This window comes from Streptomyces sp. NPDC044063, assembly GCF_056434285.1.
On the sequence record NZ_JBWKFM010000012.1, the window covers coordinates 59,794 to 80,846 of the forward strand.

The following is a 21,053-nucleotide window of genomic DNA, read 5'->3' on the forward strand; positions in this document are numbered from 1 at the left end:
ACAGGCACCTTCGTTCCCCCGCCCGTCGCCACGGGCGGGGGGACGAACGTCATGTGCCCAGCCTCGCCCGCAGCAGCGTCTTGTCCGGCTTGCCCGCCGACGTCAGGGGGATGTCGGGCAGGACGTGGAGGGCCTCCGGCGCGTACATCGCGCCCTTGTGGGCCGTGACGAAGGCGCGGATCCCGGCCAAGTCCGGGGACTGGCGGGGCGCGGGGACGACGGCGGCGTGGACGTGTTCGGCGGCGTCGGCGTCGCGGGTGCCGAAGACCGCGCACCGGGCGATCGCGGGGTGGGAGAGCAGCAGCTCCTCCAGCTCCGTCGGGTAGACGTGGCCACCGACCACGATGATCAGCTCCTTGAGGCGGTCGACGACGAAGAGGTAGCCGTCGTCGTCGAGATAGCCGACGTCCCCCGTGCGCAGCCAGCCGTCCCGCAGGACCTCGGCGGTGAGGTCGGGGCGCTTCCAGTAGCCGCGCATGACGGCGGGGGAGCGGACCTGGATCTCGCCCTGCTCGCCCGCCGGCAGGGTACGGCCGGCGTTGTCGCGGATGGCGACCTCGACCCAGGGCACCGGGCGGCCGGTGGTGATCCGGCCGTCGCGACCGGTCACCGAGTGCTCCTCCGGCCGGGCCTCGGCGATGCCGGGCAACTCCGACTGGCCGTACCAGCCGTAGAGGATCGGGCCGAACACCTCGATCGCCCGACGCAGCCGGGCGGCCGGGGCGGGGGAGCCGCCGTAGGTGATCCGGGTGAGGCTCGACAGGTCCGTGCGGGCGAGGGCGGGGTGGTCGAGCAGCCGGTGGAGCAGGGGCGGCAGGAGCCAGGTGTGGGTGACGCGCTCCCGCTCGATGGTGGCGAGGACGTCGCCGGGGTCGAAGGCGAGCCGCAGCACGACCGATCCGCCCTGCAGCAGGGTCTTGTCGGCGAGGGGCCCGGAGAGCCGGGCGAGCGGGGTGCAGGCGAGGTAGCGGGCCGGGTCGCCGGCGTCGGCGAGCGGGTACTGGAGCCCGACGCTGTACGGGCCGTGGGTCGAGGGGACGCCCTTGGGGACGCCGGTGGTGCCGCCCGTGAACCCGATGGACAGGTCGTCGTCCGGGCCGGCGGTGGACGCGAACGGCACGGGGTCGCGGCGTGCGGCGGCCGACAGGACGTCCTCGCCGAACGGGCCCGGGCCCAGTGGGAGCACGGTGGGGACCTCGGCGAGGGCGAGCAGTTCCCCGGCGGCCGTGTGGCGGGTGGCGTCGATCAGCAGATGGGTGGCGTCGACGGTGTCCATGATGCGGGCGAGGACGGCGGGGGCCATGCCCTCGTAGAGGTGGACCACGCGGGCGCCGGCGAGATGGGACGCCCAGCGGGCGACGAGGGCCTCGGGGGTGTTGCCGGTGAGGAGGCAGACGGTCGCGCCGCGTCCGGTGCCCCGCTCGGCCAGCTCCCGGGCCAGGCGGTGGGTGCCGTCGCACAGCTCGCCGGCGGTGACCTCCCGGCCGTCGGCGGCGGTCAGGACGGGACGGTCGGGCGTGCGCGCCAGGACGTCGAGGATCGCCGTGGCGTAGGTGACGAAAGGGGTGGGACGTTCGTCGCTCATGTGCGGCCCTCCAGAAGGAAGTTGACGGCCGGGGCCGGGGACGCCTCCCAGTGTGCCTGTTGACCGTCGCCCGTCGCCCGACCCGACCCGGCCCGGCCCGGCCCGGCCCGGCCCCGGCCGCCGGGCTCACCGGGCGGTGAACGATCCGCCGCCGTCGAGGCGCAGTTCGCGCGCGCCGAGCGGGGCGAAGAAGCGTTCCACGTCCGCGTCGGTGACCTCCGCGAGCGTGGCGGGGGACCAGCGCGGGTCACGGTCCTTGTCGATCACCTGGGCGCGGATGCCCTCGACCAGGTCGGGGGTGGACAGGGCGGCGCAGGAGACGCGGTACTCCTGTTCCAGGACCCGTTCCAGGGTGCCGAGTCCGCGCGCGCGGCGCAGCGCGGCGAGGGTGACCTTCAGCGAGGTCGGGGACTTGGCCAGCAGCGTCGTGGCGGCGTCCGCGGCGGCCGGGTGGCCATGGCCGAGCAGCCGGTCCACGATCTCCTCGACGGTGTCCGCCGCGTAGCAGTGGTCGATCCACTCCCGGTGGGCGGCGAGCTCGCCGGGCGGCGCCTCGGCCGCGTGGCGGGCGAGCACGTCGTGCACGGGCGTGTGGGCGAGATCGTCCAGCAGGCGGGGGAGGCGCTCGGAGGGGACGTGGTGGTCGGCGAGCCCGCACAGCAGGGCGTCGGCGGCGCCGACGGCCGCGCCGGTCAGCGCCAGGTGGGTGCCGAGCCCGCCGGGCGCGAGGCCGAGCAGGTAGGTGCCGCCGACGTCGGGGACGAAGCCGATGCCGGTCTCGGGCATGGCGACGCGGGAGCGTTCGGTGACGATCCGTACGCCGCCGTGGGCGGAGACGCCGACGCCGCCGCCCATCACGATGCCGTCCATGACGGCGACATAGGGCTTGGGGTAGTGGGAGATCAGGGCGTTGAGCCGGTACTCGTCCCGCCAGAACCCGGCGGAGGCGGTGCCGCCGGCCCGGGCGTCGTCGTGGATGGAGCGGATGTCGCCGCCCGCGCACAGCCCGCGTTCACCCGCGCCCGTGATGACCACGGTCTCGACGGCGGGGTCCTTCTCCCACTCGGCCAGGGCCTCGTCGATGCGGCGGACCATGGCGTGGGTGAGGGCGTTGAGGGCCCGGGGCCGGTTGAGGGTGAGGTACGCCGCGTGGCCCTCCGTGCGCAGCAGGACGTGTTCGTCGTCGGTGGTGGTGGTCATCGGCGCTCGTTCGTTCCTTCCAGGACGCGGGTGCCCGCGGATCGCGGGCGATCTTCTCGATGCCATGGTCGCCGAGGCGGCCGTGGACGCGGCCGTCGGGGGCTCACGGACCCGGGTCCGCCACCGGATACGGCACGAACGTGCTGCTGTTCTCGTCGATGGCCAGGGGCCTGCCCAGCGGCGGTACGGCCCGCTGCGGGCAGTCGACGCGCTCGCACACCCGGCAGCCCATGCCGATCGGTGTGGCGGCGGCCGCGTTGCCCAGGTCGAGGCCGTCGGAGTAGACGAGCCGGCCGGCGTGCCGGATCTCGCAGCCCAGGCCGATGGCGAACGTCTTCGCCGGTTCCCCCCAGCCGCCGCGCTGCCGCGTGACCGTGCGCGCCGTCCACAGGTGGCGCTGCCCGTCGGGCATGGCGGCGATCTGGACGTGGACGCGGCCGGGCGCGGCGAAGGCCTCGTAGACGTTCCACAGCGGGCAGGTGCCGCCGGCGCGCGAGAAGTGGAAGCCGGTCGCGGACTGCCGCTTGGACATGTTCCCGGCGCGGTCGACGCGGACGAACGAGAACGGCACCCCGCGCAGCCGCGGCCGCTGCAAGGTGCTCAGCCGGTGGCAGACCGTCTCGTAGCCGACCCCGAAGTGGTCGGTCAGCCGCTCGATGTCGTAGCGCATCTCCTCGGCCGCCGTGTGGAAGGCGCGGTACGGCAGGATCAGCGCGGCCGCCACGTAGTTGGCGATGCCGATGCGCGTGAGGGACCAGGCGGCGGAGCCCTCCGGGTGGTCCTCGGCGGCGAGGTCCGACAGCCGTGGCCCGAACTCCAGCAGGGCCAGCTGCGTGGCCGTGCGGAAGGCCCGCTGGCCGGGCCGCAGCCGGCCGGACAGGTGCAGGACGCGGCGCGCCGGGTCGTAGTGGTGGAGGCGGTCGGAGCCGGTGGTCAGCCGTACGCCGTGCTCGTCGGCGAGCCGCGCGGACAGCGCGGTCTGTACGCCGCCGGGGCGGACGCCGAGGCCGGACGCCAGCTCCTCGGCGGCGAGGTCGAGGTCGTGGAGGTAGTTCTGCCGCCGGTAGAAGAACTCGCGGACCTCCTCGTGGGGAGGGCGCGGCGCGTCCGGGCGGGCCGCGGTGGCGCGGCCGTCCGCGGCCTCGGCCAGGTGCTCGGCGAGGGCCTGGTTGCGGCGGCCCAGGTCCAGCAGGACGGAGGCGACCGCGGGCAGCCGCGCGGCGAGTTCCGATAGGTCGGCGGCGGACACCCGCGCCGCCGCGATCTCGTCGGCCAGCGCCTCGCGCAGATCGGCCAGGACCCTGGCGGTGTCGTGCTCGGAGAAGAACGCCGGGTCCACGCCGAACGCCTCGGTCAGACGCAGCAGGACGGGGACGGTCAGCGGCCGGGAGTCGTGCTCCATCTGGTTGAGGTAGCTGGGCGACATGCCGAGGACGCGCGCGAACTCGGCCTGGCTCAGCCGCCGTTCCTCGCGCAGTCTCCGCAGCCGCGCACCCGCGTAGATCTTGCTCACCGGCCCAGCCTAGGCGGGCCGCGGCGCGGGCCCCGGCGAAGTCGGCGGAAACGGGCCGGTCCGGGCCGGGCCCGCTCGCCGCACCCTGGAGGACCACGGCCGGTGCGGCCTTTCGGGTGAAGGTCCCGCGCGATCCCTTTGGGCCGAGGGGCTTCCGGCTACGAGTCTCTGCGTCCATGCCGCCCACCCCTGTGAGGGAGTGCCCCGTGCCCGTACCCACCGCGATCGACCACCACGCCCGGTCCTACAGCCTCGCCCACGCCTACGGGCTGGCCAAGGCGGCCGACCTCGCCTACAAGGACGAGGCCACCATCGAGGAGCAGGCCCGGCGCTGGGGCTTCGGCACGGTACGGCACCACCACACCCGGTTCACGCCGCCGTTCCCGCTGGAGGACACCCAGGCGTTCACCATGGCCAGCGACCACATGATCGTCACCGCGTTCCGGGGCACGGAACCGGCACAGATCCGTGACTGGCTCTCGGACGCGAGCACACCGCCCTGGCCGGGCCCGGCGAAGATCGGCTACGTCCACTACGGCTTCGCGGAGGCGCTGGAGGCCGTCTACCCGGCCGTGCGGGACGCGCTGAAGGAGCTCCGCACGAACAGGCAGAGCCTGTGGTTCACCGGCCACAGCCTGGGCGGCGCGCTGGCCATGCTCGCCGGGGCGCGCCTGTACCTGGAGGAGCCCCGCCTGCTGGCCGACGGCGTCGTCACCTTCGGCCAGCCCCGCACCTGCGACCACCTCCTCGCGTCCGCGTGCAACAAGGGCTTCAAACAGCGGCTGTTCCGTTTCGTGAACAACAACGACGTCGTACCGCAGCTGCCGCCGGAGCCCGCCTTCACCCACGTCGAGACGCTGCGCTACATCGACTCCGGCGGCAAGGTCCACGAGTCGATGTCGTACTTCGGCGGCCTGGCCGACCGGGCCAAGGGCCTGACCGCCGACGCGTTCGCGCCCGCGAGCGACGGCGTACGGGACCACTGCATGCGGAACTACCTCGCCGCGCTGGAGAAGAACCTGGTCTGACGACCGGGCTCAGACCTCCCTCGGCACCGTGACGGCGGACGCCGCCTCGGCGCGCCGGACCAGCTTCACGATCCGGGCGACGATCTCGGGCCATACGGCCCGCGGCAGGTCGTGGCTCACCCCGTCGAGCACGACGAGCTCCGCGCCCGGGACGGCCTCCGCCGTGGCCCGGCCCCCGCTGACGTCGCACAGCATGTCGTCGGCGCCGTGGATCACCAGCGCCGGCACGTCGAGCGACCGGAGCCGGGCCGTACGGTCTCCCGAGGCGAGGGAGGCCACGGCCTGGCGGGCGACGCCCACCGGGTCGTAGGACCGGTCGTACGCACGCCCGGTGCGCTCCGCCAGCGCGGCCTCGTCGGGCGCGTACCCGGGCGAGCGGACCACCCGGGAGAGCCTGAGCATCCGGTCGATCGCGTCCTGGCGGCACGTGACCGGAGCCCCGTCGAAGGCGGCGAGAGCCGCCGGCGCGGGCTTTCCCACCGACGGGTCGCCGGTCGAGGACATCATGGAGGTCAGCGACCGGACGCGGGCGCGGTGTTCGAGCGCCATCGTCTGGCCGATGGCGCCGCCCATCGAGGCGCCGACGACGTGCGCGCTGTCCAGGCCGAGCGCGTCGAGCAGTCCGACCGTGTCGGCCGCCATGTCCGACAGGGTGTAGGCCGCGGAGGACAGGTCGCCGGCGAGAGCCGCCTGGATGTCGGGGGCCGGCGCGTCGGGGAAGTGCGACGACAGGCCGCAGTCGCGGTTGTCGAAGCGGATCACCTGCACGCCGTGACCGGCGAGCGCCTCGCAGAAGCCGTCGGGCCACGCGATCATCTGCATGGCGACCCCCATCACCAGCAGCACGGGTGGTGCGTCGTGGTCACCGAAACGCTCGTACGCCATGTCGATCCCGGACGGACCGACGTTCACGGCCATTTCCTCGCTCACTGATTCCCCCATCGCCTCGGATATCTCCGGCTTTCCTCGGCCGAGAGACCGACAGAACAAGGAAGTACACCCGGACTTGAGGTCGAATCAAGCCGGAACGGGGGAATTCCATGAAAATGGACAATTCATTTCTGATGCCCTATAATGGAACGGGGAAAGGCGCTCCGACCGCCGGTCAGTCGCGCGGACGGACGTGAAGGTCCGGACCCGTCGTTCCCGGGGCCTCGACGCCCGGCAGGAGCCGCATGTCGTGGTCGTAGTCGCCGCCGGTGAGGGTGCGGAACGGGACCGGTTCGTCGGTGAAGAGCCCGTCGAGCCGGCGCGCGTAGGCGCGCTTCGCCTCCTCGAACCGCTCCTCGGACATGCCGTGCACGTCGTAGAGCGCGAACGGTTCGAGTGGTGCGATGCCGCTGAACCAGAACAGGCCGTGCTGGAGGGGCCGGAGGACATGGGACAGGTCTCCGTGGATGCCCCGGTCGGAGAACGCCGTCCCCCGGGCGCCGGCCGTGACCGACAGCAGCGCCCGGCGCCCCCCGAGGGCGCCCTCGCTGTACGGCGGGGGAACCGCCGGGCCGTAGGCGAAGCCCGCGGTGAAGACCCGCTCGATCCAGCCCTTCAGGATCGCGGGCGCCGAGAACCACCACACGGGGAACTGCAGGACCACGGCGTCCGCCCAGAGCACCTTCTCCTGCTCCGCCGCGACATCCGGCGCGAGCCGGCCCGCCTCCGTGGCCCGCTGCGAGGCGTTCATCACGTCGAGGCGCTCCCCGGAGAGGTCCGGGAAGTCGTCGGCGTCCAGCGTCGCCTTCCACTTCATCGCGTAGAGATCGGACACCCGCACCTCGTGCCCCGCCGCGCGCAGGTGCTCGGTGGCGAAGGCGGTGAGGGAGGCGGTGAGCGAACGGGGTTCCGGGTGGGCGCTGACGACGAGGACCTTCCCCGGCCGCGGGGACTGCTTCTGCTGCTGCGGTATCGCTGTGGTCATGGGCCCACGTTCTCCCGGAAGCGACCGGGCAGCCAGTGCCCTGTTCGACCGGAGGACCGGTGATCCTGGTACTGGCGGGGCCACCCATACTTGGGCGTATGGACGGTGCGGATCAGATGCAGACCAGAGGCACGGACGGCCGCGTCGACGGGCTCGGTGACCCCGGGCGGGCGCTCGGCGGCTTCCTGCGCGCCCGCCGGGCACGGGTGGCGCCGGAGCGCGTCGGGATCGACGGCGGCCGCCGCCGGCGCGTGCGCGGGCTGCGCCGCGAGGAGTTGGCCCAGCTCGCCGGGATCAGCGTGGACTACTACGTCCGCCTCGAACAGGGCCGGGCCACCCAGCCGTCGCCCGAGGTGCTCGAGGCGCTCGCCCGGGCGCTCGGCCTCGACGCGGCGGAACGCACCCATCTCGTCACCCTGGCCTGCGCCAAGCAGGGGCCGGCGCCCAGCGTCCGGGTCAGCCCCCTGCTGCAGCGCATCCTGGACTCCCTGGCCGGGCTGCCCGCCTTCGCCACGGACCACCGCCTCGACGCGGTGGCGTGGAACGTCCTGGGCGCCGAGCTGGTCGGAGGCCTGGCCGATCCGGGCCGCCGCGACCGCAACCAGGCCAGGTTCATCTTCCTCGACCCCGCCTCCCGGGTGATCCACCCCGAGTGGGAGGACCGGGCGATGGAGTCCGTGGGCCAGCTGCGGGTCTCCGCGGGGCGCTACCCGGACGACCGGGAACTGGCGGCGCTCATCGGCGAACTGTCCGACCGCAGCGCCGACTTCCGGCGGATGTGGGAGACGGGCGAGGTGGTGATGTGCGGCGCGGGCAGCAAGCGGCTGCGGCACCCGGTGGCCGGCCTGCTGCACCTGGACTGCGAGACGCTGCACGTGCCGGCCTCGCCCGGCGAGACGGGCCTGATCGTGCACGTGTTCAGCGCGCGGACGGGAACCCCGGACGCGGCCGCCCTCGCCCGCCTCGCGGCGTCGGCGGCGACTGTGCCGCGAGCGGGAGAAGGGGTGCGGGCGATCCACCGGGAGGAATACCGGCAGGACTTCCGATAGGAATACCGTCCAGGAATACGGTTGAATCCGTGCGTCGTTCCCCGCGCGGTGAATTCATCCTTCCACACCCCTTTCGGCATTCCGTCGTGCCGGTTAGCGTCATAGAGACGCTCCGCACCGGGATTGTGGAAGGGTTGCGGAATGCCGGACATCACCGATCTCACCGATCTCCCCGACCTGGACATCACCGCTCCGGGATTCGACCTCGGCTCCGGCGACGTGGCCGCGATCCGGGAACGGAGCTGGTGCGCGCGCACTCCCCTGGGAATCGCCGTCCTCGGTTATCCCGAGACGCAGGAGTTGCTGCGCGATCCGCGCATGGCCCAGAACGGCAGGGGATATCTGGAGTGGCTCGGGATCACCTCGGGCCCGACGTACGACTGGTTCGTCTCCGTGATCCTGCACCGGCACGGACCGGACCACGCCCGCCTGCGCCGGCTGGTGCACAAGGCGTTCACCCCGGCCGTCATCGACGACCTGCGCCCCTTCATCCGGAAAACCGCCGCGTCGCTCGCGGACGGCCTGGACGGGGACCGGGAGACCGACTTCGTCGAGGCGTTCGCCGACCCCCTCCCCGTACGGGTCATGTGCCGGCTGCTCGGGGTCCCGGTCGAGGACTACGACCTCTTCCACCGCTGGAGCACCGACATCGGCCTGGTCTACTCGCTGCTCCAGCGGCCGGACGCGCTGCCCCGGCTCGACGCCGCCGTCGAGGGCCTCCACGCGTACGTGGACGGGCTGATCCGGGCCCGTGAGGACAGCCCCGGGGACGGCGACGACCTCCTCGCCCACCTCGTCCGCGCCCGGCGCGACGACTCCTCCATCAGCGCCGCCGAACTGCGCGGCCTCGTCGTGTCGATCGTGTTCGCCGCACACGACACCACCAGCCACCAGCTCGGGCAGTCCCTGGTCGCCTTCGCCGCCCACCCCGGCCAGTGGTCCCTGCTCCGGGACCGCCCGGAGCTCGCCCCGCGGGCCGTGGAGGAGCTGATGCGGTGGTGCCCGGCGGTCACCGCCGCCTACCGCACGGCGCGCGAGGACTTCACGTACCGAGGGCTGCGCATCGAGGCCGGCACCATGGTCGTCCTCGGCGTGAAGTCGGCGCACCGCGACCGCCGGACCTTCCGCGACGCGGACACGTTCGACATCACGGCCACGCGCGAGGCGCCACCCCTGGTCTTCGGGGCGGGCCCGCACTTCTGTCTCGGCGCGGCCGCCGCCCGCGCGGAACTCGCCGAGGCCCTCGTCGCCCTGACCCGGCGCCTGGGGCCGCCGTCCCTGTCCGGCCACCCGCCCTGGCGCACCGGCCTCGGCATCTGCGGCCCCGAATCCCTGCGGGTGCGCTTCGCGCCCTGACGCCCTGGGGCGGAGTCCATGGCGTCAGGCGGCGACGGCCGGCGCGCCGACCACGGGAGGGGGGCGGCGCGCCGGCCGTGGCAGGGGCTTCGCTCAGCCGGTGGTGCGCACGACCTTGTCGACCTGGCACTTGACGCCGGAGGTGGCGGCGCCCGCCTTCGGGGTGTATGGGGTGGCGAGGTCGTGGGTGTCGCCGCGGCCGGGCCGGACGAAGAGCATCCTGGCGGTCTGCGGCTCCAGGGCGGTGCCGTCCGGGGCGGCGAACTTCACGGTGACCTCGTAGCTGTAGGTCGCCGTCGCGCTGCCGTTGGCGACGTTCACCTTGGCGGTGACGCCCTTCTTGTCGGCGTAGGCGCAGTCGGAGACCTCCACGTCCTTCACGGCGGCGCGGCTGTCGTCGATGGTGGCCGACGTGTCCGACTCGGAGGCTGAGCTCCGCTCGTCCGACCCGCTGCCGCAGCCGACGACGGTCGCTCCCAGGGCGACGACGGCGAACCCGGATATGGCGGCGGTGCGGATCTGGCGGAGCTTCACTGTGTCTTCTCTCTGCTGGGGGACGTGACGGACGGCGGCCGTGTTCCGGTGGCCGCCGTCAAGCCCGCGTTACGTTAGGTAACCCGCTCCCTGCTTGGCCATACCGTCGGTAACACTGTGACCCACTCGCTACCTAAGTGATCCCGAGTTCTGATCAGAGATGGTCGAAACCGGTGCATAGAGGGGCTGGATCGGGCGGGGATGGGCGGGGACGGGCGAGGACCGACCGGCGGCGTACCGCCCCGGCATGCGCCGCGCCGCGATGCGGCGCACCCTGTGAGCGAGAGGCCCCGGCGGAAGGAGGGCCGAGGTGACCGGCGCCGGCGAGGATCTGGCCGCCGTCCGGCGGGTGGTCGACGGCCGCCTGGCCGCGTTCCTGGACGCGACGGATCCGGGCCGCGTCACGGGTGCCGAGAGCGACACCGGGGCGGACGCCGGCCGCGGTCCGGTTCCCGACGGGATAACCCGTCCCCTGCGGGACTTCCTGCTCTCCGGCGGGAAGCGGGTCCGGCCGGTGCTGTGCGTCGTGGGCTGGCGGGCGGCCGGCGGAGGCGGGGACGAGGACGCGGTCGTCGACGTCGCGGCGTCCCTGGAACTGTTCCACGCCTGCGCCCTCATCCACGACGACATCATGGACGCCTCCGCCACCCGCCGCGGCGGCCCCGCCCTCCACCGCCTCCTCGCCGCCCGCCTGGGGGAGGGGCGCGATCCCGCGGCGGCCGAGCGGCTCGGGACCGCCGCCGCGATCCTGGCCGGGGACCTGGCCCTGGTCCTCTCCGACGAACTCCTCCACGGTGCCCGGGTGGCGCCGGACCGGCTGGCGGAGGTGCTGCCGCTGATCGGGGCCATGCGCCGGGAGGCGATGTACGGCCAGTACCTGGACGTCACCGCGGCGGGCCGCCCCACCGACGACGTCGAACGGGCCCTGCGGATCGCCCGCTACAAGACCGCCACCTACACCGTCGAGCGGCCCCTGCGCGTCGGGGCCGCCCTGGCCGGCGCGCCCGGGGCCGTACGGGAGGCGCTGAGCGCGTACGGGCTGCCGCTGGGGGAGGCCTTCCAGCTGAGGGACGACCTCCTCGCCGTGTTCGGCGCGTCCCGGGAGACCGGCAAGCCGGTCCTCGACGACCTTCGCGACGGCAAGCACACCGTGCTGACCGCCCTCGCGCTGCGGTGTGCCGACGCCGCCCAGCGCACCACGCTGCGGGCGCTGCTGGGCAACCCGGCGCTGGACGACGAGGAGGCCGCCCGGGCCCGGGCCGTGATCACGGCGACCGGCGCACGCGAGGAGGTCGAGGAGATGATCCGTGCCCGGCACGAAGAGGCCGTGCGCGCGCTGGAGCGCGCGCCGTTCCCCCCGGCCGTCACCGCCGCCCTCCACCACCTGGCCGCTGCCGCCGTCACCCGCGCCGCGTGACCGGCCCCGCCTCCCCGGATCAGCGCACCCAGCCCCCGGTCATCTCCCGCACCCTCGCCCCGTCCAGGTCGCCGAGCTTGGTGGCCACGAAGTCGCGTGCCCGGTCGGAGGTCTGCACGCGCGGGGGCGGGTGCTCGGCGGTGAGCACGTCGATGACGGACGCCGCCGCCTCGGCGGCGCTCTGCGCACTCGCGAACGCCGTTCGCGTACGGTCGATGTACCCCTGGAGCGCCGGGGCGTACGGTCCGGCGGCGTCGAGCAGGGCGGGGATGTCGAGCCGCTGGCTCGCGACGAACTCGCTGGCCACGGCGCCCGGTTCGACCACGGTGACATGGACGCCGACGGTGGCCGCGACCGGGGCGAGGGATTCCATGAAGCCTTCGACGGCGAACTTGGCGGCGCAATAGGCCTCGTTGAAGGGCTGGCCGACCACGCCGCCGACGCTGGTGACGGTGACGAGACGGCCGCGCGTGGCACGCAGGTGGGGGAGGGCCGCGCGGGTGACCTCGACGACGCCGAAGTAGTTGACCTCCATCGCCGCCCGTACCGGCTCCATGCCGTCCTGCTCGATGGTGCCCACGTGCCCGGCGCCCGCGTTGTTGACCACGGCGTCGAGGCGGCCGTGCTCGGCGAGCACCTCGTCCAGGCACGCGGCGACGGAGGCGGGGTCGGTCACGTCGAGGGCCTTGACCTGGACGAGCCCGGCGACGTCCGCCTCGGCGGCCGCCTGGAGCAGGGCGTCGGCGCGGCCGGTGTCCCGCATGGTGGCGATGGTGCGCCAGCCCGCCCGGGCCGCCGCCACGGCCGCGGCGAGGCCGATGCCGGAGGAAGTGCCGGTGATGACAACGGTTCTGGGGGTGTTCATGGGGCCTCGCGTCTCCGGGTGGATGATCCACTCCTGATTTGTGTGTGTACACACATTAGCTTGTTGTGTGTACGTACACGCAAACCCGGTAGGCTGACCGGCATGGCCCGTACGCGCACCGACCTGACCCTGGGGGAGCTCTCCACCCGTGACCACGCCTTCTACGGCCTGGTGTGGGCCGGCACCACCCTCAGCGCCCGGGTCGACCAGGCGCTGACGCGGGCGCACGGCCTGCCGCTGTCCTGGTTCGAGGTGATGCTCTGGCTGCACGGACAGGACGAGCCGGTGGCCGCTTCCGACCTGGGCGCCAAGACACTGCTCAGCCGCAGCCAGGTCTCCCGCGTGGTCGACGCGCTCCACGGGCGCGGCCTGGTGGCCCGCGAGACGGCCCCGACCGATGCCCGCTCCGTGCGCGTCGCCCTCACCGACGCCGGGCGCGGCGCGTTCGCCGAGGCCGACGCCACCCGCAGGGCCGCGCTGGCGGAAGCGTTCGACGACCGGCTCGACGACGCGGACATCGAGGCCCTGGAACGGGTGTGGGCGAAGCTCAAGGCGCCCCGCGAGGGAGAGAAGCGACCTCGCGCGTAGCGACGGCGCCCTGACGGCACGTATCCGTCACCCTGGCCGGAACCAGCCCCCCGGTCCTACACTCCCGGAAGGCGGTCCACGGGGGATGGAGGGGGCGGTCTCCATGGCGTTGTCGCACGGTGACGAGCGGGCGGGCGACGCCCGGAGGCGGCCGGCGGGGCGTGCCCGCCGGGGCTGGTGGCTCGGACGGGGCATGGCCCTGGCCGCCCTGGCGCAGGAACGGGCCGACCCGGACATGATGCGCAGGGCCGTCGACCAGTTCCGCCGCATCGTCGAGCGCACCCCGCACGACGACCCCGGGCACTGGAAGATGGTGACCAACCTCGGCATCGCCCTGGGCGTCCTCGCCCAGATGCGTGCCGACCCCGAGGTGCTGAGCGAGAGCGTGGACGCCTGCCGGCAGGGGCTGGCCGCGGCGCCCGCGGACGACCCCGGCCGGACCGTGCCCCTGAGCGCCCTCGGCTGCGTACTCCAGATCTCCCACGAGCACCACCGGGCGGGCCCGGAGGCGCTGGACGAGGCCATCGCCCTGTTCGAGGAGGTGGTGCGGGCCACCTCCGACGACGACCCCACCAAGCGGCTGAACATGGCGAATCTGGGCGGTGCCCTGCGCATCCGGGGCGAGAACACCGGCGACGAGGCGGACATCGCCCGGGCCGTCGGCATCCTGCGCGACGCGCTCGACCGCGTGCCCGGCGAGGACGCCCCGGAGGCCGCCGCGATCCTGAGCAACCTCGGCGGCGCGTTGATCGCGCGCTACGGCGTCGGCGGCGACCTGGACGTCCTGGACGAGGCGATCGACGTCTGCCGCCGGGCGCTGCGGGGCGGGCCCGTACCCCGCCGCGGCCGCGGCCCCACGATGAACATCGAGCACGACGACCAGAAGTACGTCTCCAACCTCGCCATCGCGCTGCAACGCCGCTATGTCCACACCGGCGAGCGGGCCGCGCTCGACGAGGCCGTCGAGCTCCAGCGCCGGGTCATGGACCGCACCCCCGCCGGTCACCCCCTGTGGACGCGCCGGCTCGGCAACCTCGGACTGGCCCTGTGGACGCTGCACGAAGCGACCGACGAGGCCGCACCTCTGGATGAGGCCACCGACGCGTTCCGCCGCGTCGCCGACCCCGGCCCCGGCGTCCCGCCCCACCCGCAGGCGCTGTTCCTGCTCTGCACCGCCCTGCACATGCGCTACTGGCGCGACGACGACCCGGCGGCCCTGGACGAGGCGGTGCGCACCGCCCGCCGTGTCGTCAAGGACGAGACCCAGCCGCCGCACGTGCGGACCGCGGCCCTGACGACCCTCGCCGACACGCTGCGCAGCGGCTACGAGCACGGCCGGGACCCGGCGCTCCTGGAGGAGGCCGTGACGGTGAGCCGCCGGGCCGTGGCCGCCGCCGGGCGCCCGTACGCCGTCCGCGCGGTGGCCCTCTCCGGTCTGGCCGACGCGCTGCGGATGCGTCACGACCTCGGCAGGCGGCTCGGGATACCCGACCGGGAGGCCCTAGGCGAGGCCACCCGGCTGTGGCGCGAGGCGTACGACTGCGCCGAGGCCCCGGTGGCGACACGGCTGATGGCGGCCTACGGCTGGGGGGAGTGCGCGGCCCGCGCGCGGGACTGGGAGCTCGCCCGCACCGCCTACGAGGCGGCCTTCGACCTGGCGCCGCGCGTCGCCCCGCGCCGACTCGTCCGCAGCGACCGCGAGCGCCGCGTGGGCTACCTCGCCGGACTGGCCACCGACGCCGCCGCCTGCGCCCTGCACGCCGGCCGGCCGGAACAGGCGCTGCGCTGGCTCGAACAGGGCCGCACGGTCCTGCTGTCCCAGACCCTGGACACGCGCGGCGACCTGACGGCCCTGCGGGAGCGGGCCCCGCGCCTGGCCGCCCGGTTCCGCAGGCTGCGCGACGACCTTGACCACAGCGAGGCGCCCGGCCCCGCCGTCGCGGGGATGCCCCTCGCGGACTGGGCCGGCGACCGGGGCGACCCCGCCGCCGAGGCCCGCCGCACCGCCGAGCGGCGGGTACGGGCCGCGGCCGCGTGGGACGACCTGATCCGCGAGATCCGGGCCGTACCCGGCCTGGAGGACTTCCTGGAACCCACGCCCGTCGCCGACCTGCTCGCCCGCACCACCCGGGGCCCGGTCGTCGTGGTCAACGTCAGCGCCCACCGGTGCGACGCCCTCGTGGTCACCCCCGACGGCATCCTGGTGGTGCCGCTGCCCCTGCTCTCCGACGAGATCGTGCTGGACCGCGTCGCGGACTTCCTGGAGGCGCTGGAACGCCTCGACGCCTCCGGACTGGGCGAACGCCACGCGGCCCAGCGGGACGTCCACGCGACCCTGGCCTGGATGTGGGACGCCATCGCCGAACCGGTCCTCACGGCGCTGGGACTGGACGCGCCGCCGCCCGCGGGGCGGCCGTGGCCCCGGCTGTGGTGGGTCCCGACGGGACTGCTCGGATTCCTCCCCCTGCACGCGGCCGGCCGTCACCTCGACAACGACCCCCGACGGCCCACGGTGATGGACCGCGTCGTCAGCTCCTACACCCCCACCCTCCGTTCCCTCTTCCACGACGCCGACGGCGGCCCGGCACCCGCCCCGGGGCCGCGCCGCCCGCTGGTGGTGGCCATGCGCCACACCCCCGGCGAGGCGCCCGAACTCCCGGGCGCCGAGGCCGAGGCCGCCCTGCTGCGGAAGCGCTTCCCCGGCACCACCGTCCTCGCCGGCCGCGCCGCCACCCGCCGGGCGGTGCTCGACGCGCTGCCCGCCCACACCTGGGTCCACTTCGCCTGCCACGCCGTCAGCAGCATCGTGGCGCCCTCCACCGGGCACCTCGTGCTGCACGACCACCGGCACCGGCTGCTGACGGTCGTCGACATCGCCCGGTTACGGCTCCACCAGGGCGAACTGGCCTTCCTCGCCGCCTGCGCCACCGCCCGGGGCAGCGCGCGCCTGGCCGACGAGGCCATCCACCTCGCCTCCGCCCTCCGCCTCGCCGGCTACGGTCACGTCGTCGCGACCCTGTGGCCCCTCGACGACGCGACGTCCGTACGCCTCTCCGACGCCTTCTACGCCGTCGTCGACGACGACCCCCACGGCTTCGCCGGCGCCCTGCACACCGCGGTCCGCGACCTGCGCGACCGCTTCCCCCACACACCCTCCCTCTGGGCCTCGCACGTCCACGTCGGCATCTGAACGCCGCGCCCGGCGCCGCCGCTACGGACCGGCCGGGTGGTCCAGGTGGTCCTTGCGCAGCAGGGACGTGACCGCGAAGCCGTGTTCCCGGGTGAACCGGTCCACCGTGATGCCGAGCTCCCTGGCCAGGTCCTTGGCGTAGAGATCGACGGCTGCCTCGGTCAGATCCGCCAGCGCCACGGTGGCCGCGCGGGCCCGGACCGCGGCGGTCACCGCGACCACGACGGCGACCGGCACCGCCGGCCACCACCACACCCCGAGCACCGCGTAGAGCACCGCCCACCCCGTCAGGCGCCCGGTGGCGGCGTACCCGTCATGGGCGGCCGACAGCTCCGTCCGCGCCGCGTCCGGGATGACCAGCCACAACCGGGGCCAGACGGCGGCGAGATCCAGGGCGTAGGCGCGGCGCACACGCGTGACCGGGGCGTGCAGACGGTCACCCGTCCAGCTCGGGTACACGGGCGGGACGAGCCCGACACGGTCCCGGGCCCGCAGCGGGGCGCCGAGCCCCGGCCCCGCGCCGCCCGGCCCCACGGCGGCCGTGACGGCGGCACGGACCTCCGCGTCGGCGTCGTCCCAGCGCCGGCGGCGGCGCTCCCTGAGCCACCGCAGCGGACGCCGGTGCCCCGGCAGCGACCTGACGAGCTCCACGCCCCGACCCAGCGTCGCCGCCGCGAGCCCGGCCGCCGCGGACACCAGCAGCACCCCGGGCAGGACCAGCGCGACGACCGCGGCGCCCCGCGCCTCCCCCTTCGTACCGGACAGCGAGGCGACCCAGCCCTGCAACCGGCCGAGGTCCAGCGCGTGGGCGTGCCCCAACCGGAGCGCGGCCACCGCCGCGCCCACGTACAGCAGACCGGGGAGGAGCAGCAGCGTCACCCAGCGTTCGGCGAGCTTCTTGCCCACCTCGGCGAGCAGGCCGCTCACCATCCCAGCCGCCGCCGCGCCATCGGCGCCCCCAGCACCGCGCAGACCGGGGCTTCGTCGGCGGCGAGGACGCCGGCGCCCTGCCAGCGGTCGCAACGGCCGGCCGGGCAGGCCCAGACCTCCAGCGGGGGAGGCCCGTCGTGGCCCGCGGCGACGGGAGAGGCCCGGTAGTCCCGTCCGGGTACGGGCGTCAGACCGCCGGCGATCCCGTACCGCACGAGGGCCGTGTCCAGGGCGTCGAGATCGGCGGCCAACGCCGTGGCGTCCACCGGACCGGACGCCGGCCCGGACGCCAGGGCGGCGAGGACCCGGGCGAGGACGTCCGCCGCCCCCGCCTGCTCGGCCAGGGGCCCCAACTCACCGGATTCCAGCGCCCGGCACACCGTCGCTATGCGCACCACCAGCTCCGCCACCGCCACCTCCGAGCCCCCGCCCCGCCACGCCCCTCCATGGTGGCCGAAACCCGCACACCGAGGAAGGAGTGGGATGCGCCGGGCGCGCGGGAGGCGGGCCTACGCTTCCCCCATGCCCGCCTTCCGCGTCGAGCGCCACAGCGCCCTGCCCGTCGGCGAGGTGTGGCGACGACTGACCGACTGGCCGCGCCACGCGGACTTCGTCCCGCGTACCGGCATCGTGGTGACGACACCGCCCCCGACCCGGCGGGGCACACGCTTCACGGCGCGCACCACGCTGGGCCCGTTCGTCGTCGAGGACCCCATGGAGGTCGTGGCCTGGCGACCGCCCTCCGGCGGCACGCCGGGCCACTGCCGCCTGGAGAAGCGCGGCTCCACGATCACCGGCTGGGCCGAGCTCGACGTGTACCCGTGGGGGACCGGCACGCGCGTCGTCTGGCGCGAGGACCTCCGCATCACCGCCCTGCCCCGCCTCTTCGACACCGTCACGGCCCGAGCGGGCCGCCTGCTCTTCACCCGCCTGGTCACCCGCCTCCTCGACGACTGACACCGCCCGCCGGCTACCCGGCGGCACCCGGTGGCCGGCCGCCCACCACCCCGACCGCCTCCGTGCCCGCGCGGCAGCCGTGGTGGGCCGCTTCCTCGGGCGTGAGGCCCGTCAGGCGGGCCGCCAGGAAGGCGCCCGTGAAGGCGTCGCCCGCGCCCGTCGTGTCCACCACCGTGGCGGGCCCGGCCGGGACGTGGGCGACTATGGCGCCGGAGGCGGCCACCAGTGCGCCCCCGGCGCCCCGCGTGGCCACCACCAGCGGGAAGCGGCGGCTGAGTTCGGCCGCCGCGCCCGCCGCGTCCCGGCGCCCGGTCAGCAGCGCGGACTCGTCCCCGTTGGGCAGCAGCACGTCCGCGCCCTCGACCGCCTCCAGGAAGCGGTCCACCCCCAGGCGGGCTATGAAGCCCGCCGAGGCAGGGTCCACGCTCACCGGCACCCGCCGCGCGCGGGCCGCCTCCATCGCCCGCCGGGCGGCAGCGCGGCTCGTCCCGGAGAAGAAGAGGTAGCCCGACACGTGGAGATGGCCGACCCCGGCGAGGAGGTCGTCGTTCCAGTCGGTGGGCGACAGCCGCAGCACCGCCCCGCTGTCCGTGAGGAACGTCCGTTCGCCGTCGGCGCCCACCAGGCACACCACCGTGCCGGTGGGCACCTCCGGATCGGCGACCAGGCACGGGCGCACCCCGGCCGCCCGCAGCTCCCGCTCGTGCCGCCCGACCGCGTCGCCGCCCACCCGGGCCCACAGGCGTACGTCCCGGGCGCCCGCCCGCGCCGCCCAGCACGCGACGTTGGCCCCCGCCCCGCCCGGGAGGGTCGTGATGCGGGCCGCCGTGTCGGTCGCGGGAGCGAGCGGCGTACGGTGCCGGGCGACCACGTCCGTCACCACGTCCCCGACGACGAGCAGCGCCCCGCCCTCGGCGCCCGTCACGCGGCGTACGCCACGGCGATCCCGGCCGCGAGCCGCACATTGCCGCGCACCGCCGCCACGTTGGCCTCCAGCGACAGGCCGCCCGTGTGCCGGACCAGATGGCCGAGGAGGAAGGGGGTGACCGCCTGGCCGGTGACGCCCTGCCGCGCGCACGCCGCCAGCGCCTCGGCCAGCACCCGGTCGTGGAGGGCCGGGTCCAGCTGTTCCGCCGCGGACACGGGGTTCGCGACGACCAGTGCCGAGGGCGGGCCGCCGAGCGCGTCCTGGGCGCGCAGCACCTCGGCCACCTCGGACGCGGACGTGACGGTCCAGTCGACCGGTTCGCCGGAGGACCGCAGGTAGAAGCCCGGGAACTCCGTCGTCCCGAAGCCCACGACCCCGACCCCGAGTGTCTCCAGCCGCTCCAGCGTCGCCGGTACGTCCAGGACGGACTTCACCCCCGCGCAGACCACCGCGATCCGCACCCGGGACAGCAGCCGCAGGTCCGCCGACTCGTCCTGGGTGCGTGTCCATTCGCGGTGGACCCCGCCCAGGCCGCCCGTCGCGAAGACGCGGATCCCGGCCCGTTCCGCCAGGAACGCCGTCGCGGACACCGTCGTCGCCCCGCTCGCTCCCGTCGCGACGGCCGGCGCCAGGTCCCGGTGCCCCAGCTTGCGGATACCGTCCCCGGTCGCCACCCGCGCCAGCTGTGCCTCGTCGAGCCCGACGCGGGGCCGCCCGTCGAGCACGGCGACGGTGGCGGGGACGGCGCCCCCGGCCCGTACGAGGTCCTCCAGCTCCCGTGCCACCGCCAGGTTCCGTGGTCGTGGCAGGCCGTGCGCGATGATGGTCGACTCCAGGGCGACGACCGGACCGCCCCGCTCCAGTGCCTCGCGTACCTCGTCCGACACCGCGGGCGACCGCTCGCCCGACCACCCCTGCGCCATCGCCGGTCCCTTCTCCCACTGGTGCGACACCGCGTGCGGAGAAAGCCGTTCCCCGGCGCGTGCGGGTCGAAGCCTCCGGGGCACGACGGGACGTGACAGGGTCGTGGGCGCGGTGCCCCAGCGGGCCGCCGCGAAGTGCCGAACCGGAGGACGCCGTTGTCAGCCCTGCTCTCCGCGCTGCTCGCCCTGCTGACGGCCGTGGCCAACGCCCTGGGGACCGTGCTGCAACGGATCGCGGCCCGGCGGGTGCCCCCGGGCGACGCCTTCAGCGTCCGCCTGGTCCGCCACCTCGTGCACAGCCCGGCGTGGCTCGGCGGCATCGCGGTGATCGTGGGCGCGGCGGCGTCCCAGGCGCTGGCCCTCAACCTCGGCTCGCTGTCGCTCGTCCAGCCCATCCTGGTGCTCGAACTGCCCTTCACCCTCGTCATCGCCTCCGCCGTGGCCCGGCGGGCGCTGCCCGCCACCGGCTGGGCCGCGTCCCTGATGGTGGCCTTCGGCCTGGGCCTGGCGCTGGCCGCCGCGGCGCCCTCCGGGGGTCGTGACGAGGTCTCCGCGGCGCTGTGGGCGCTGACCCTGGGCGCCACCATCGCCGGGATCGCCGGCTGTGTCGCGGCCGCCCTGCCGCGCCCGCGGGGCATGGGCCGCGCGGCGCTCTTCAGCTCGGCCTCGGCGATCAGTTACGCGCTGACGGCCACCTTGATGAAGTCGGCCACCGATGTCTTCGCCCGGGACGGCTCCGCGGCCTTCTTCACCTGCTGGCAGACCTACGGGTTCGTCACCGCAGGGGCGCTGGCGCTGTTCCTGCTGGCCAACGCCATGGAGTCCGGCCCGCTGGTGGCCTCCCAGCCCGCCCTGACGCTGGGGGAGGCGCTGGTCAGTCTGGCCCTGGGGATGCTCGTGTACGGGGAACGCGTACGGACCGGCTGGTGGCTGGTCCCGGAAGGCATCGGGGCGGCGCTGGTCACCTGGGGGATCGTGCTCCTGCCGGGAGTGGAGATGGAGACCCGCGAGCCGCCGGCCGGCTGAACCGTTGCACTATCCTGCGCCGGAGTGAAGCATGTTGCACGAGATGGAG

The 21,053-nt window shown here is 74.8% G+C and carries 19 protein-coding genes; 8 read left to right on the forward strand and 11 right to left on the reverse strand.

All coding sequences use genetic code 11. The features are described from left to right. Positions 1–49: 49 nt before the first annotated feature. The 3 genes from AC07BS_RS16825 to AC07BS_RS16835 form a co-directional block, all read right to left on the reverse strand. A complete protein-coding gene (locus AC07BS_RS16825; RefSeq protein WP_478932838.1) occupies positions 50–1,585 on the reverse strand; it encodes an AMP-binding protein in 1,536 nt (511 codons plus the stop codon). Positions 1,586–1,711: 126 nt separating this feature from the next. Continuing rightward, positions 1,712–2,785, reverse strand: a complete 1,074-nt coding sequence (locus AC07BS_RS16830) for an enoyl-CoA hydratase/isomerase family protein (protein ID WP_478932840.1) — start codon at positions 2,783–2,785, stop codon at positions 1,712–1,714. Positions 2,786–2,888: 103 nt separating this feature from the next. Beyond that, positions 2,889–4,298, reverse strand: coding sequence for a short-chain fatty acyl-CoA regulator family protein (locus AC07BS_RS16835; RefSeq protein ID WP_478643424.1), 1,410 nt, complete (start codon positions 4,296–4,298; stop codon positions 2,889–2,891). Between the two features lie 206 nt (positions 4,299–4,504). On the opposite strand from AC07BS_RS16835, the gene AC07BS_RS16840 reads away from it, so the two are divergent. Continuing rightward, positions 4,505–5,326: a lipase family protein gene (locus AC07BS_RS16840; protein WP_478932842.1), complete on the forward strand. Its 822-nt coding sequence runs from the start codon at positions 4,505–4,507 to the stop codon at positions 5,324–5,326. Positions 5,327–5,335: 9 nt separating this feature from the next. On the opposite strand, the gene AC07BS_RS16845 is transcribed toward AC07BS_RS16840, so the two are convergent. Beyond that, complete coding sequence (locus AC07BS_RS16845; protein WP_478933054.1) at positions 5,336–6,244, reverse strand: alpha/beta fold hydrolase; 909 nt, start codon at positions 6,242–6,244, stop codon at positions 5,336–5,338. Between the two features lie 187 nt (positions 6,245–6,431). Continuing rightward, a complete protein-coding gene (locus AC07BS_RS16850) occupies positions 6,432–7,241 on the reverse strand; it encodes an NAD(P)H-dependent oxidoreductase (RefSeq protein WP_478932844.1) in 810 nt (269 codons plus the stop codon). A 98-nt stretch (positions 7,242–7,339) separates the two neighbouring features. On the opposite strand from AC07BS_RS16850, the gene AC07BS_RS16855 reads away from it, so the two are divergent. Together AC07BS_RS16855 and AC07BS_RS16860 are read left to right on the forward strand one after the other, a co-directional pair. After that, positions 7,340–8,290, forward strand: coding sequence for a helix-turn-helix domain-containing protein (locus AC07BS_RS16855; RefSeq protein WP_478932846.1), 951 nt, complete (start codon positions 7,340–7,342; stop codon positions 8,288–8,290). 141 nt (positions 8,291–8,431) lie between these two features. After that, complete coding sequence (locus tag AC07BS_RS16860; protein ID WP_478932848.1) at positions 8,432–9,646, forward strand: cytochrome P450; 1,215 nt, start codon at positions 8,432–8,434, stop codon at positions 9,644–9,646. 93 nt (positions 9,647–9,739) lie between these two features. On the opposite strand, the gene AC07BS_RS16865 is transcribed toward AC07BS_RS16860, so the two are convergent. Next, positions 9,740–10,180, reverse strand: coding sequence for a hypothetical protein (locus AC07BS_RS16865; protein ID WP_478643414.1), 441 nt, complete (start codon positions 10,178–10,180; stop codon positions 9,740–9,742). Positions 10,181–10,490: 310 nt separating this feature from the next. Here AC07BS_RS16865 and AC07BS_RS16870 point away from each other — a divergent pair, with 310 nt between their 5' ends. Beyond that, entirely contained in the window at positions 10,491–11,597 is a 1,107-nt protein-coding gene (locus tag AC07BS_RS16870) for a polyprenyl synthetase family protein (RefSeq protein WP_478932851.1), read from the forward strand. A 19-nt stretch (positions 11,598–11,616) separates the two neighbouring features. Here the strand turns inward: AC07BS_RS16870 and AC07BS_RS16875 are convergent, their stop codons facing one another. Further along, positions 11,617–12,462 (reverse strand): SDR family NAD(P)-dependent oxidoreductase, encoded by an 846-nt coding sequence (locus AC07BS_RS16875; RefSeq protein ID WP_478932853.1) that lies wholly within the window; start codon positions 12,460–12,462, stop codon positions 11,617–11,619. 102 nt (positions 12,463–12,564) lie between these two features. Here AC07BS_RS16875 and AC07BS_RS16880 point away from each other — a divergent pair, with 102 nt between their 5' ends. Beyond that, positions 12,565–13,050, forward strand: a complete 486-nt coding sequence (locus AC07BS_RS16880) for a MarR family winged helix-turn-helix transcriptional regulator (RefSeq protein ID WP_478643410.1) — start codon at positions 12,565–12,567, stop codon at positions 13,048–13,050. Between the two features lie 103 nt (positions 13,051–13,153). Then, complete coding sequence (locus AC07BS_RS16885; RefSeq protein WP_478932856.1) at positions 13,154–16,240, forward strand: CHAT domain-containing protein; 3,087 nt, start codon at positions 13,154–13,156, stop codon at positions 16,238–16,240. Between the two features lie 21 nt (positions 16,241–16,261). On the opposite strand, the gene AC07BS_RS16890 is transcribed toward AC07BS_RS16885, so the two are convergent. Then, positions 16,262–17,170, reverse strand: coding sequence for a hypothetical protein (locus AC07BS_RS16890; protein ID WP_478932858.1), 909 nt, complete (start codon positions 17,168–17,170; stop codon positions 16,262–16,264). Beyond that, positions 17,164–17,580, reverse strand: a complete 417-nt coding sequence (locus AC07BS_RS16895) for a hypothetical protein (RefSeq protein ID WP_478932860.1) — start codon at positions 17,578–17,580, stop codon at positions 17,164–17,166. Before AC07BS_RS16895 ends, AC07BS_RS16890 begins: the two co-directional genes overlap by 7 nt. A 112-nt stretch (positions 17,581–17,692) precedes the next feature. Between AC07BS_RS16895 and AC07BS_RS16900 the strand changes: the two genes are divergently transcribed. Further along, positions 17,693–18,127: an SRPBCC family protein gene (locus AC07BS_RS16900; RefSeq protein ID WP_478643403.1), complete on the forward strand. Its 435-nt coding sequence runs from the start codon at positions 17,693–17,695 to the stop codon at positions 18,125–18,127. Positions 18,128–18,140: 13 nt separating this feature from the next. On the opposite strand, the gene AC07BS_RS16905 is transcribed toward AC07BS_RS16900, so the two are convergent. Both AC07BS_RS16905 and AC07BS_RS16910 read right to left on the reverse strand, forming a co-directional pair. After that, entirely contained in the window at positions 18,141–19,052 is a 912-nt protein-coding gene (locus AC07BS_RS16905) for a carbohydrate kinase family protein (RefSeq protein WP_478932862.1), read from the reverse strand. Continuing rightward, positions 19,049–19,978 (reverse strand): pseudouridine-5'-phosphate glycosidase, encoded by a 930-nt coding sequence (locus AC07BS_RS16910; protein WP_478932864.1) that lies wholly within the window; start codon positions 19,976–19,978, stop codon positions 19,049–19,051. Before AC07BS_RS16910 ends, AC07BS_RS16905 begins: the two co-directional genes overlap by 4 nt. Before the next feature lie 156 nt (positions 19,979–20,134). Here AC07BS_RS16910 and AC07BS_RS16915 point away from each other — a divergent pair, with 156 nt between their 5' ends. Beyond that, positions 20,135–21,004: a DMT family transporter gene (locus AC07BS_RS16915; protein WP_478643398.1), complete on the forward strand. Its 870-nt coding sequence runs from the start codon at positions 20,135–20,137 to the stop codon at positions 21,002–21,004. Positions 21,005–21,053: the final 49 nt, after the last annotated feature.